Here is a 13,356-nt window from a genome sequence, read left to right on the forward strand (position 1 = left end):
GGGTCTCCTTCAGACGGCGCGCTCTAGATTGCGGCGCTCGGACTTCGCCGCCAGCGCGCGCACGGCCTCGCCGAAGCGGACGACGGACGCGGGCTCGTCGGGTCCGAGCAGGTACTCCTTCAGTTCCTCGCGCGCTGCACGCAGCGGGTCGGCCGCGGGGGCGGGGACGGCGGCGAGCAGCTCGCCGATCCTGGCGGCGTCCGGGGCGAGGACGACCGCCGCCCGTACCGCGGTGTTCTGCCGCTTGAACTCCTGCTCGCCCAGGCCCGCCGAGTCGGTCACCGCGTACGGCTTGCCGCTGGCGATGAAGTCCGACACGACGCTGGAGATGTCGGAGACCATGCCGTGCGAGACGTTGAAGCAGTCGTACAGACGCGGCCGGTCGCCGGTGACGACGCGGTGCTCCCACCAGCCGAAGGAGCGCCAGTAGGCGTCGTTCCACTCCTCCTTCAGCCGGGCCGCCTCCGCCTCGCGGGCGGGGTCGACCACGGCGTCGCGGGAGGTCTGCGCCTCGTCGCCGGCCTCGCCGGTGAGCCGGCCGAGCCGCTCCAACTGCCCCTCGATGCGCACCAGCTCGGCCCGCGCCGCCTCCCGCTCGCCCTGCCCGGCCGCGGCGGCGCGCACCCAGCGGGGGTCGGCGGCGCGGCTCGTACGGGCCTGCTCGATCATCGCGACGATGCGCTCGTGGGCGGCCTTGGCGTGCGGGCTGACCATGCCGGTGAACGGGTGCGGCTTGTACAGCACGCGCACCGGGGGGTCTGCGGCCAGCAGCCGGCGGACGATGTTCTCGCCGGCCACCATGAGCGAGGTGTTGCCGGGGTCGTCGGTCCAGCCCTCCCACGTCGGCGCGTAGAGGATGGTGGGGATGCGGTCGGCGGCGGGCGCCTCGGCGGGGCGGATCGGCGCCAGTTGCGGGCGGCCGACCTCCACGATGGCGTCGTCGCGGACGCCGACGTCGGCCAGCGCGTAGCGGTCGCGGCCGGCGCGGCCCGCGGTCCACACCTCGTCGTAGACCTTGGCGTACGGGTTGATGCTGGCGACCTTGTCGCTGTCGCCGTGCCCGATGAAGACGTGCTTCATCGTGGGCACCCGCAGCAGGTGGATGTTCTTGCCGACGTTCGCGGGGTAGAGCGCGACCCGTACCGACGCCAGGTCCATGTTCATCAGGTGCACCGCGGACGGCACGCACGCCACCGGGACGGTGGTGGAGGCCAGGCCCGGCAGCGTGTGCTGCTCGCGCACGATGAGCAGCGGCCGCTCGTCCAGCGCCGTCAGGTCCTGCAGCGTCTCCAGCCACATGTTGATCTGGTACGTGGACTCCTTGGTGCCGGAGAAGTAGAGCACCAGGGTGGGCCGGTAGGCACGCAGCCACTCGTCGAACCACTCCAGCACCGCGTCCCGCTTCGGCGGCAGCCCGCCCGGCCGCAGGTGGTAGGCGACGGCGGCGATGTACAGCAGCGTCAGGCCCAGCGTCACGGCCATGCCGGCGTAGCCGTACGCGCCGCGGCCGGTCTCGGCGGCGACGAGCACGCCGGTGACGGCGAACAGGTCGAGGTGCTGGACCTTCTCCGCGGCGCGGTGGGTGAGCAGCCGGGGGGCGGCATCCGAGATGCCCAGCGGCGTCAGGTCGATGTTGCGGGTGACGACGGGCAGCTTGCGGCGGTTGCGCAGCAGGGTGAGCAGGCCGCTGTGCGGCGCCTGGAGGGTGGCGATGAGCGCGAAGCAGGCGATGGCCTCGTAGCCGAGGGTGTCGCCCGCGACGCCCATCCGGGCCAGCAGCAGCACGAGCAGCAGTTGCCGCAGCATGAAGCGCAGCGTCAGGCCCGCGCGGGCGCGGGAGAGCCGGGTGAGCAGGTAGGCGTTGCGGCGGTGCAGGAAGTGGTCGGAGACGTAGCTGACGGCCGCCACCGCGGCGAACGTGCCGAGGCTCGGGATCAGCGCGGCCACGAGCAGCAGCGGGTACGAGGCCAGCATCACCGCGGCGGCGCAGAACTCCGCCGGGCTGCCGACGCGGACCAGGCGAAGGAGTGCCCCCGTCACCGCACACCCGCCTCGGCGCCGCCCTCGCTGCGGTCGAGCACGGCGGCCAGTGCGCGGTCGACGCGGGAGCCGCGGGTCGGATCCTGCTGTCGTACGTCGATGACGTGGCCGGTCATCTCGGAGAGCAGCACGTCGAGGGAGGTGCGGGCGACGGCCTCGGAGGCCAGCAGGGAGCCGGCCGGCTCCTCGCCGAACGCCCTGCTGCGCATCGGGGTGGCGGTGCGCTCGGGGTTGATGCAGTTGACGCGGACGCCGTCGCCGGCCCACTCGTCGGCGAGCGCCTGGGTGAGGTTGACGACGGCGGCCTTGGTGGAGGAGTAGAGGCTGTACTCGGCGCGGCCGCGGGTGTAGCTGCTGGAGGTGTAGAGCAGCAGTTGGCCGCGGGTCTCGGCGAGGTACTTGTGGGCGATCCTGGCTATCTGCACCGGGGCGAGGTAGTTGACCCGCAGGGCCTCTTCGAGGGCGGCGTCGTCGGTGTCGGCGAGCCGGCCGATGCGCAGCACGCCGGCGGTGTTGACGACGTAGTCGATGCGGCCGGTCTCGTCGTAGGCGCGGCGCAGCGCCTCCTCGATGTCGGCGGGGTTCTCCACGTGGGTGCCGGTGGTGGAGCGGCCGAGGGCGTAGACGTGGGCGCCGTAGCCGCGGGCCAGCTCGGAGATGTCGCCGCCGATGCCGTACGAGCCGCCGAAGACGACGAGGGTGCGGCCGTCGAGGAGGCGGCGGTGGGCCTCGTCGTCGCTGTGCTCGGGCGCGGAGGTGGAGGCGAGCTGGAAGAGCTTGTCGGCGATGAAGACGTCGACCGGGTGGGTGACCTTCATGTTGTACTCGTCGCCCGCGACCACGTGGATCGGCACGTCCGGCAGGTACTTCAGCACCACCGAGCAGTCGTCGGTGGCCTGGAAGTTCGGGTCGCCCGCGGCCACCTCGTACGCCCGCCGGATGGTGGAGAGCTTGAACGCCTGCGGCGTCTGCCCGCGGCGCAGCCGGGAGCGGTCCGGGACGTCGGTGATGAACTCGCCGTCCTCGCCGTGCCGCCGGGTGACGATGATCGTGTCGGCGGAGGGGATGGCGACGTCCACGGCCTGGTAGCGCTCCAGGGCGGTGACGCAGTCGTTGATGACCCGGGACGACAGCAGGGGGCGTACGGCGTCGTGGAAGAGGACGTTCGCGTCCTCGCCCGCGGCGAGGCCGGCGCCGATCTCGGCGATGGCGCGCTCGGTGGTCTCGTTGCGGGTGCCGCCGCCCTCCAGCACCCGGCGCACCTTGGTCAGCCCCGCCTTGGCGACGATCCGCTCCACGTCCTCGACGTAGCCGGGGGCCATGAGGACCAGGATCTCGTCGACGCTCTCGGCCTGCTCGAAGACCGCGAGCGTGTGCTCGATCACCGTCTTCCCGGCGATCTTCAGCAGTTGCTTGGGGATGGAGAGCCCCACACGTTGCCCCGTGCCGCCTGCCAGTACCACGGCGGTGGTTCGGGTGGCCTGGCCGGATGTGCTCGCTGTCGGCTCCGTGGGGGCGCCTGTCGACACTGGTGCTCCTGGGTGGTCATCGTGAGCGTCAGCCGAATTCCGGGTGAATTCGGCTCGACTGGAAGACATCCGAATGAACCGCAAAGTTGTATCCGGTTACGAGCTGAGCACGAGATCGTCACCTCCTCGTGATCAGGACGCCGGGCGGACCGCTTCCCCGCCGCCCCGGGCGAGCCACCCGAGCAGGGCCCGCGCCGGGTTCGTGCTCTCCACCCGTACCGCCTGCACAGCCAGCTCCGACCTGCTGTTTCCCGCGATCCGCAGGGCGAGGTGCCAGATGCCCGGCTGGGGCACGCGGATACGGGCGGTGAACGCCCGGCTGCCACCCGTGCCGGTGCCGGACGCGCGGCCGTTCACCTGTCCGCCGGCGGGCGGCGGGACGGCGACCGTGACCGTACGGCCGTCGCTCTCGCGGGTCGCCGTCAGCTCCAGGGCCACCGCGGGCAGCCGGGCGCGGCGCCGGCCGCGGACGGATAACACCCGGGAGTCCCGGCGGTCCTGCGCCACGGTGACGGTCGCAGGCCGGACGAAGGAGCGCGCGCCGACCTGGCGGGTGACGTCGAACACCGCGTCGGGCAGGCCGAGGCGGGGGTCGCGGAAGTACGGGTAGTGGGCGTAGACCCGGCCGCCCTCGACGGTGAAGTCGGCCGGCGCCAGCCAGCGCACCGGCCTGGCGCCGCCCTCGCGGTCGAGCGCGTCGCGGCGCCTCGCGATGTACCGGACGACCGCCACCGCCTCCTCGTACAGCCCGCGCCGCACCAGCTCGCCCTGGAGCCGCACGATCGCGGGGAGCTTCGCCACCGCCGTCTCGCTGTACCAGCGGGCGACGGGCTCGTGCAGCGCGGCGAACATCCGGCGGGAGCGCTCGGGGTCGGGCTCGCGGCGCACACCGCGCAGCGCGCGCTGGAGGTTGACCCCGAAGAGGCGGGTCAGGAGGTGGTCGCGGCGCGGGCCCGCGGGGGTGTGCTCGCAGACGAGCGCGAACATCGCGGCGAGCGGGCCGGCGGTGCCGCCCGCGGGGCGGGGGGCCTTGCGCACGGTGGTGGTGAGGTTGCCGCCGTCGTCGCGGAGCACGTAGTACACGCAGTCGTAGGAGGCGAGCACGGAGATCTTCGCGGCGTGCAGGTACGCCCGCGTCACGAAGATCTGGTCCTCGCCGGTGCGCAGGTCCGTGGGGAAGCGCAGGCCGTGGCGCTCGATCAGCTCGCGGCGGAACAGCTTCATGGGGTTGAGCACCCAGAAGACCCGGGAGGCGTAGAGGTCGGCGTCGGGCTGGTCGCGCCTGAACATCGACGTCGGCGGCTTCCGCCCGCCGACGCCGACGAGCTTGCCGACGACGACGTCCGAGCCGTTCTCGTCGGCCATCGCGGTCATCCGCGCCAGCGCCTCGGGACCGAGGTAGTCGTCGGCGTCGAGGAAGAACACGTACCGGCCGCGGGCCAGTTCGATGCCGGCGTTGCGGGGCGCCGCCGGGCCGCCGGAGCTCTCCTGGTGCACGACGCGGACGCGCCCCGGGTGCAGCCGGGCGAAGCGGTCCAGCTCGGCGCCGGTGCCGTCGGTCGAGCCGTCGTCGACGGCGACGACCTCGACGGCGTCCGGCGGCAGGCTCTGCGCGAGCACCGATTCGACGCACCTGGTCAGGTACGGCATGGCGTTGTACGCGGCGATGACCACGCTGACGTGTGGCTGCTCCACTGGCCCCCCAGCCCTTTCTCGATGTTGCAGAAGGAGACCGGCCCGGGGGGCGAATGGTTGTCCTGTGTTTCCGTGTTCGTAACGGGTTGTTCAGATCTTCACGGGCTGTGACCCCGGCTCGAACGGAGGCTCCGCGGGCACGTCCGCGGGCTCGGCAGGCGCGGCAGGCTCCTCGGGGGCCTGGGGCGCCGGCACGTGGTCGTCCACGAGGGTCGCCTCGTCGAACGGCGCCCGCCCAGCGAGGACGTGCTCGACGCGGTCCTTGTCGATCTCCTTGGTCCAGGTGCCGATGAGGACCGTGGCCACCGCGTTGCCCGCGAAGTTGGTCAGCGCCCGGGCCTCGCTCATGAACCGGTCGATGCCGACGATCAGGCCGACGCCGTCGACGAGTTCCGGCCGGTGCGACTGGAGCCCGCCGGCCAGGGTGGCGAGCCCGGCGCCGGTGACGCCGGCGGCGCCCTTGGAAGCGACGATCATGAAGACGAGCAGCGAGATCTGCTGGCCGATGGTGAGCGGGTCGCCCATCGCCTCGGCGATGAACAGCGAGGCCATGGTGAGGTAGATGGCGGTGCCGTCGAGGTTGAAGGAGTACCCGGTCGGGACGGTGATGCCGACGACGGGCTTGGACACGCCGAGGTGCTCCATCTTCGCGATCAGCCGCGGCAGCGCCGACTCCGAGGAGGAGGTGGAGACGATCAGCAGGAACTCACGGGCCAGGTACTTCAGCAGCCGGAAGATGTTGACGCCGGTGAAGAACTTCAGCACCAGCCCGAGCACCACGAAGACGAACAGCGCGCAGGTGACGTAGAAGCCGATCATGATCACGGCCAGCGACTTCAGCGCGTCCACGCCGGTCTCGCCGACCACGGCGGCGATGGCGCCGAACGCGCCCACCGGGGCCACCCACATGATCATCGACAGCACCCGGAAGACCAGCCGCTGGATGTGCCCGATGGCCGTCAGCACCGGCTCCCCGACGCGGCCCATGGCCTGGAGCGCGAAGCCGACGAGGAGCGCGACGAACAGCGTCTGCAGCACCTCGCCCTCGGTGAAGGCGGAGACCAGGGTGTGCGGGATGATCCCGAGCAGGAACTCGGTGGTCGACTCCGCCTCCCCCACGGCGGCCTGGTCGGCGCCGGCGCTGCGGGTCTCGTCGGTGAGGTGCAGGCCGTCGCCGGGCTGCACGATGTTGCCGACGACCAGCCCGATGGCGAGCGCGGCGGTGGACATCACCAGGAAGTAGCCGAGCGCCAGCCCGCCGACCGCGCCGACCTTGGCGGCCTTGCGGACCGAGCCGATGCCCAGCACGATCGTGCAGAAGATGATCGGCGAGATCATCATCTTGATCAGGTTGACGAAGCCCTCGCCGACCGGCTTCAGCTCCACGGCCGCGTCGGGCGCGGCGAAGCCGACCGCGACGCCGGCCAGCACGGCGACGATGACGGCGAGGTAGAGATAGTGGGTGCGGTCGCGCTTCACGCGGCCCGCCACGGGGGTGGTTGCAGCCACGTCGCTGCCTCCTCACGGCTCGGTGTCCCTGCGGTCCCGGTGAATATGTCGGCCGGCGCGGACGGCGTCACCGTTGCGTTCATTTCGTTCACGTGACCGCTGCGGCGACACTGGGTCCATGCGCCTCCCCCGTCCCCGCAGCCTGGCCGGCCAGCTCTTCGCGATGCAGGTCGTGCTGGTCACGCTCATGGTCGCGGGCGCGGCGGCCTTCATGTACGTCACGGCGCACGACCGCGCGGAGGAGGCGGCGGCCCGGCAGGCGGAGAGCACGGCCCGGTCGGTGGCGGCGGCGCCGGGCGTGGCCGGGGCGATCACCGGCGGCGGCAACCCGTCCGACCTCCTGCAGCCGTACACCGAGCGCGCCCGGCGGGGCACCTCGGTCACGTTCATCACGATCATGGCCCCGGACGGCACCCGCTTCACCCACCCCAACCCGGACGTGATCGGCGAGGCGTTCCTCGGCCACACCGACCGCGCGCTGCGCGGCGAGACGTTCAGCGAGACCTACACCGGCACGCTCGGCCCGTCGCTGCGCGTGGTCACGCCGGTACGGGCGGACGACGGGCGGATCGTCGGGCTGGTGAGCGCGGGGATCACCATCAAGACGATCAGCGACGAGGTGCGGCGGCAACTGATGCCCGTGCTGTACGTCGCGGCGGGCGCGCTGGCGCTGGCGGGGCTCGCGACGTACCTCATCAACGCGCGGCTGCGACGGCACACCCACGGTATGAACGCGGGCGAGCTGAGCCGGCTGCACGACTACCACCAGGCGACGCTGCACGCGGTCCGCGAGGGGCTGCTGATGCTCGACGGCGCGGGGCGGGTCGCGCTGGTCAACGACGGTGCCAGGGAGCTGCTGGGCACGGGCGCGGACGGCGAGGTGGTGGGCCGGCGGGTCGCGGACCTCGGGCTGCCGTCGCCGCTGACGGAGGCGCTGCTGTCGCCGGGGCCGCGGGTCGACGAGGTGCATCTGACGCGGGACCGCACGGTGGTCGTCAACACCTCGCCGGTCACGGGCGGCGAGCACCGCGGCACGGTCGTCACGCTGCGGGACGTCACGGAGCTGCAGACGCTGACGGGCGAGCTGGACTCGGTGCGGGGGTTCGCGGAGGCGCTGCGCTCGCAGGCGCACGAGTCGGCGAACCGGCTGCACGCGGTGGTCTCGCTGATCGAGCTGGGGCGGACGGCGCAGGCCGTGGAGTTCGCCACGGCCGAGCTGGAACTGGCGCAGACGCTGACCGACCGGGTGACGGGCGCGGTGACGGAACCGGTGCTGGCGGCGCTGCTGCTGGGGAAGGCCGCCCAGGCGAACGAGCAGGGGGTGGAGCTGGTGCTGAGCCCGGACAGCCGCATCGACGACGGCGTGCTGCCGCCGACGCTGCCGGTCCGGGACCTGGTGACGGTGCTGGGCAACCTGATCGACAACGCGGTGGACGCGGCGGCCGAGGGTGCGAGGACCCGGACGGCGTCCGGGATACGGGACGGGGTGCAGCCGCAGGTACGGATCACCGCGCGGGCGGCGGACGGGGAGCTGCTGCTGCGGGTCGCGGACGACGGCCCGGGGGTGGACCCGCGGCGGGCGGAGGAGGTCTTCGAGCGCGGCTGGACCACCAAGCGCGCGGGCCCCGGCGGCCGGGGCCTCGGCCTGGCCCTGGTCCGCCAGGCGGCCCGCCGCCACGGCGGCGAGGCGACGCTGACCCGGGCCCCGGGCGGCGGCGCGGAGTTCACCGTCCGCCTGCCGCTGGGCCGGCCGGGATCACAGGACGGCCGGATGCCGCCGGCCGGAGAGCCGTCGGCCCGCCTGCCGCGGGCCCCGGGGGCGGGGGCTGCATCGGCCGGCCCGGCCGGCCTGCCGGCCATGGAGGACTCGCCGCCGGCAGCTCGGGAAGACCCGGGCGCGAAGCGCCGGGCGCAGGCAGACCCGGCGGCCGGGTGCCCGGACCCGGCGGATCGGGTGGGCGCGGCGGACCCGGCGGCTGCGGTCCGTAGCGCCGCGGTGCGCGACCCCGCGGACGACGGGCCGACCGCCGGACCGCGCCGAGACCCACACGGCGCGGAAGCCGCAACACCCCCTGGCGAGCCGGGCACGGCAGGCCGGGCTGCCGCGACCGGGGTCGCCACGGGATCCCCGGCGCCCACGGACGAGTCCGCCGGGCGACACCCCGCCCGCGAGGCCGCGGCGGAACCGCGGAACCCCGCGGACGACGGGCCGGCCCGGGTCCCGGCGACGCGCAACCCCGCCGACACCCCGCGCCCTCACCACCGCTCGGATCCGGCCACCGCCGCCCCGGGTTCGACTCCCCGCACACCCACCAGCAAGCCGAACACCGCCGCCGCACCCGCCGACCACACCCCCCACCGGCCGGGGCCCCGCCGAGGGTCCGTATGACCGCCGCCCGGCGCTCCGCGCCGATCCGCGTGCTCGTCGTCGAGGACGACCCCGTCGCCGCCGACGCGCACCGGCTCTACGTCGAGCGCGTGCCCGGCTTCGTCGTCGCCGGGGCCGCGCGGTCGCGGGCCGAGGCGGCCCGTCTCCTCGACCAGGTGCCCGTCGACCTGATCCTGCTCGACCTCTACCTCCCCGACGGCCACGGCCTCGCCCTGCTCCGCTCGCTGCGCGCCGCCGGGCACGCCGCCGACGTCATCGCCGTCACCTCCGCCCGCGATCTGGCCGTGGTCCGCGAGGGGGTGTCCCTGGGCGTCGTGCAGTACGTGCTGAAGCCGTTCGCCTTCGCGACCCTGCGCGACCGCCTCGTCCGCTACGCCGAGTTCCACGCCGCGGTCGGCGAGGCCGGCGGCCAGGACGAGGTGGACCGCGCGCTCGCGGCGCTCCGCGCGCCGGCGCAGGCCGCGCTGCCCAAGGGGCTGTCGGGCCCGACCCTCGCCGCCGTGACCGACGCCCTGCGCCGGTCGGGCGGCGACGGCCTCACGGCCACCGCCGCCGGCGAGGCCACCGGCACGTCGCGCATCACCGCCCGCCGCTACCTGGAGCACCTGGCGGAGACCGGCCACGCCGTCCGCGCCCCGCAGTACGGCCAGGTGGGCCGCCCCGAACTCCGTTACCGCTGGTCAGGCGCTCGCTCCTGACGTTCCCGGCACCCCGCCGAGGCCCTTCGGGCCGCCATGTTGCGAAATCCGCGCGAAAGTTATCGGCCTCCCGCGGCTGAAAACCGTCGGCATAACAACGTTGTCACCGATGGAGGGCGGTCTCGGCCAGAGCCTTGACCGGACATCCGGACAGCCGTACTTTCACCGCAATCTCGCCAGAGCCGCAGGGAGGTCCCGCCGTGCACCGTCCCGTTTCCCCCATGCTCGCCGCCGCGCTGACCGCCGTCCTCGCCGCCACCGCCCTCTCCGCCTGCGGAGACTCGGGCAGCGACCCGGACACCGTCAGAATCCAGTTCAAGAAGTCCACCGACTCCAAGAACAAGATCTTCGACCGTGAGATCGAAGCGGTGAAGAAGGAGTTCGAGAAGAAGTTCCCCGGCAAGAAGGTCGAACTCATCCCCGTTCAAGTGCCGGACGAGCAGTACTACACCAAGGTCCAGCAGATGCTGCGGTCCCCCAAGACCGCACCCGACCTCGTCTACGAGGACACCTTCCTGATCAACTCCGACATCGCCGCGGGCCTGCTCACGCCCCTCGACGACTACCTCAAGGACTGGAAGGACTGGGGCCAGTACGTCGAGACGGCGAAGACCGCCGCGCAGGGCCAGGACGGCAAGACGTACGGCGTCCCGGACGGCACCGACACCCGCGGGCTCTGGTACAACAAAGAACTCTTCAAGGAGGCCGGGCTCCCCGTCGACTGGCAGCCGAAGACCTGGGACGACGTCCTGGAAGCCGCCCGCACCATCAAGCGCGAGCTGCCCGACGTCATCCCCCTGAACGTCTACACCGGCAAGCCCGTCGGCGAGGCCGCCACCATGCAGGGCTTCGAGATGCTGCTGTACGGCACGGGCGCCGACCCGCTGTACGACCCGAAGGCCGAGAAGTGGGTCGCCGGCAGCCAGGGCTTCACCGACGCCCTCGACTTCGTGCACACCGTCTACAACGACGGCCTCGGCCCCGACCCGCAGGACGCCCTCGACCCGAACGTCGGCACCAAGGTCGGCACCGAGTGGCTGCCCGAGGGCAAGCTCGCCATCGACCTCGACGGCTCCTGGATGTCGAACAACTGGCTGGAGACCGGCCCCAAGCCGTGGCCGGAGTGGACGGAGGTCCTCGGCCAGGCCGCCATGCCCACCCAGAACGGCCAGGCGCCCGGCCGGGTCAGCATGTCCGGCGGCTGGGCCTGGTCCATCCCCGCCAAGGCCAACAACCCCGACCTGGCCTTCGAGTTCATGAAGGTCGCCCAGTCGCGGAAGAACAACACCCGGCTGACCATCGCCAACGGCCAGATCGCCGTCCGCGAGGACGTCGCCGCCGACCCCGACTACCAGGCGTACGTCCCGGGCGTCGAGTTCTTCACCGGCCTGGTCGAGGACACCCACTACCGCCCGGCGCTCCCGGTCTACCCGCAGGTCTCCACGGCCATCCAGGAGGCGATGGAGCAGGTGACCACCGGCGACGCCTCCGCCGAGGAGGCCGCGAAGGGCTACGACGAACAGCTCGATTCGATCACCGACGGCGAGGTGGTCGAGAAGTAGCCGGCGCGCGCAGCCCCGAGAGGCCATCGTGACCAAGCACACCCCCGCCCCCGCCGGGCCCCGGGACGCGGCCGCCGGTACGGCGGCGCGCGTCCCCGGGCAGGCGGGCGGCGGTCGCCGCCGCACGGGACCGCCGACGCACCCGCAGCCGCCGCGCTCGGTGCTGCGCGCGCTCCTGCGCGCGCTGCCCGTGGGTCCTTCCGTCGTCCTGATGCTGCTCTTCCTGGCGGGCCCCATCGCGTACTGCGTGTGGATCGCCTTCACCGACCTGCAGTTGTCCGGCCAGGCCGAGTCCTCGTTCGTCGGCCTGGAGAACTTCCGTACCGCCTTCGACGACGAGGGCTTCATCAACGCCGTCTGGCTGACGCTGGTGTTCACGATCCTGTCGTCGATCGTCGGGCAGAACACGCTCGGGCTCGCGCTGGCGTCGCTGATGCAGCGGGCCTCGAAGACGGTGCGCACCGTCACCGGCGCGATCGTCATCACCGCCTGGGTGGTGCCCGAGGTCGTCGCCGGCTTCCTGCTCTACGCCTTCTTCCGCCGCGAGGGCACGCTCAACTCCGTCCTCGACTGGCTCCATCTGCCCAGCCAGAACTGGCTGTACACGCTCCCGATCCTGGCGGTGTCGTTCGCCAACATCTGGCGCGGCACGGCGTTCTCCATGCTCGTCTACTCCGCCGCGCTCTCCGAGATCCCGAAGGAGATCACGGAGGCGGCGGAGGTGGACGGCGCGGGCGGCTGGCGGAAGCTGTGGCACGTCACGCTGCCGATGATCCGGCGCTCGATCGCCACCAACCTGATGCTCAACACCCTGCAGACGCTGTCGGTCTTCGGGCTGATCTGGGCCATGACCCGCGGCGGCCCCGGTGACCGCAGCCAGACGCTGCCGCTGTTCATGTACGAGCAGGCGTTCAAGAACAACCTGCTGGGCTACGGCACGGCGGTGGCCCTGCTCCTGCTGCTGGTGGGCGCCCTGTTCTCGCTGGTGTACATGCGGATGCTGCGTACGGAGGTATGAGCCGATGCCCACGTCCACGCTCACCCGCGACACCCCGCCGCCCGGTCCTCCGGCGCCCCGCAGGCGCGGGCCGGCCGGCACGTTCGGCGCGCGCAGGAACACCCGGCGGCTGGCCGCCGACCTGTGCCTGCTGCTCGCGGCGCTCGCGTTCGTCCTGCCGCTGGCCTGGCTGCTCTTCGCGTCCGTCGACTCCGACTCGGGCCTGACCGCCCGGCCGCCGACGGACGTCACCTGGGACAACTTCGACGCGGTGATGACGACGGACATCACCTTCCGCCCGCTGCTCAACAGCCTGATCCTGTGCGGCTCGGCGACGGCGATCACGGTCGTCGCGGCGGCGCTCGCGGCGTATCCGCTGTCGCGCTACCACTCGCGGCTGAACCGGCCGTTCATGCTGACGATCCTCTTCACCACCAGCCTGCCGATCACCGCCATCATGGTGCCGGTCTACGGGCTGTTCGTGCAGATCAACCTCATCGACACGATGTCCGGCACGGCGTTCTTCCTGGCCAGCTCGCAACTGCCGTTCGCGATCTGGCTGATGAAGAACTTCATGGACGGAGTGCCGAAGGTGCTGGAGGAGGCGGCCTGGACGGACGGCGCGTCGTCGATGCAGGCGCTGGTGCGGGTCATCCTGCCGCTGATGGGCCCGGGGGTCGTGGTGGTGACGGTCTTCTCGTTCATCATGATGTGGGGGAACTTCTTCGTCCCCTTCATGCTGCTGCTCAGCCCGGACCAGATGCCGGCCTCCGTCTCGATCTTCGAGCTCTTCGGCAACATGGGGTCGGTGGTCTACGGGGAGCTGGCCGCGTTCTCGATCATCTACTCGGCGCCCGCGGTGCTGCTGTACGTGCTGATCGCCCGCCGCCTGGGCGGCGGCTTCGCGCTCGGCGGCGCGGTGAAGGGCTGACAGGAC

Annotated in this window: 9 protein-coding genes; 5 read left to right on the plus strand and 4 right to left on the minus strand. The window is 72.5% G+C overall.

What is annotated here, in order from left to right:
- Nucleotides 1-9: 9 nt before the first annotated feature.
- From O7599_RS10655 to O7599_RS10670, 4 genes are all read right to left on the minus strand, one after another.
- On the minus strand, nt 10-2,040 hold the full coding sequence (locus tag O7599_RS10655) for a hypothetical protein (RefSeq protein WP_281621896.1): 2,031 nt from the start codon (nt 2,038-2,040) through the stop codon (nt 10-12).
- Nucleotides 2,037-3,569: a bifunctional cytidylyltransferase/SDR family oxidoreductase gene (locus O7599_RS10660; RefSeq protein WP_281621897.1), complete on the minus strand. Its 1,533-nt coding sequence runs from the start codon at nt 3,567-3,569 to the stop codon at nt 2,037-2,039. Before O7599_RS10660 ends, O7599_RS10655 begins: the two co-directional genes overlap by 4 nt.
- Before the next feature lie 132 nt (nt 3,570-3,701).
- Nucleotides 3,702-5,264 carry a glycosyltransferase family A protein gene (locus tag O7599_RS10665; protein ID WP_281621898.1) on the minus strand — a complete coding sequence of 521 codons (1,563 nt, stop codon included), beginning with the start codon at nt 5,262-5,264 and terminating at the stop codon, nt 3,702-3,704.
- 90 nt (nt 5,265-5,354) lie between these two features.
- The gene (locus O7599_RS10670; RefSeq protein WP_281623337.1) at nt 5,355-6,755 is read right to left on the minus strand and encodes a cation:dicarboxylase symporter family transporter; all 1,401 of its coding nucleotides are present in this window, start codon (nt 6,753-6,755) and stop codon (nt 5,355-5,357) included.
- A gap of 136 nt (nt 6,756-6,891) precedes the next feature.
- On the opposite strand from O7599_RS10670, the gene O7599_RS10675 reads away from it, so the two are divergent.
- The 5 genes from O7599_RS10675 (at nt 6,892) to O7599_RS10695 (ending at nt 13,350) form a co-directional block, all read left to right on the plus strand.
- Nucleotides 6,892-9,162 (plus strand): ATP-binding protein, encoded by a 2,271-nt coding sequence (locus O7599_RS10675; RefSeq protein ID WP_348652602.1) that lies wholly within the window; start codon nt 6,892-6,894, stop codon nt 9,160-9,162.
- Nucleotides 9,159-9,860, plus strand: coding sequence for a response regulator (locus tag O7599_RS10680; protein WP_281621899.1), 702 nt, complete (start codon nt 9,159-9,161; stop codon nt 9,858-9,860). Before O7599_RS10675 ends, O7599_RS10680 begins: the two co-directional genes overlap by 4 nt.
- 221 nt (nt 9,861-10,081) lie before the next feature.
- Complete coding sequence (locus O7599_RS10685) at nt 10,082-11,422, plus strand: ABC transporter substrate-binding protein (protein ID WP_281623338.1); 1,341 nt, start codon at nt 10,082-10,084, stop codon at nt 11,420-11,422.
- A gap of 211 nt (nt 11,423-11,633) precedes the next feature.
- Nucleotides 11,634-12,440, plus strand: a complete 807-nt coding sequence (locus O7599_RS10690; RefSeq protein WP_281623339.1) for a sugar ABC transporter permease — start codon at nt 11,634-11,636, stop codon at nt 12,438-12,440.
- A 4-nt stretch (nt 12,441-12,444) separates the two neighbouring features.
- Entirely contained in the window at nt 12,445-13,350 is a 906-nt protein-coding gene (locus tag O7599_RS10695; protein WP_281621900.1) for a carbohydrate ABC transporter permease, read from the plus strand.
- Nucleotides 13,351-13,356: the final 6 nt, after the last annotated feature.

This window comes from Streptomyces sp. WMMC500, from assembly GCF_027497195.1.
GTDB lineage: Bacteria > Actinomycetota > Actinomycetes > Streptomycetales > Streptomycetaceae > Streptomyces.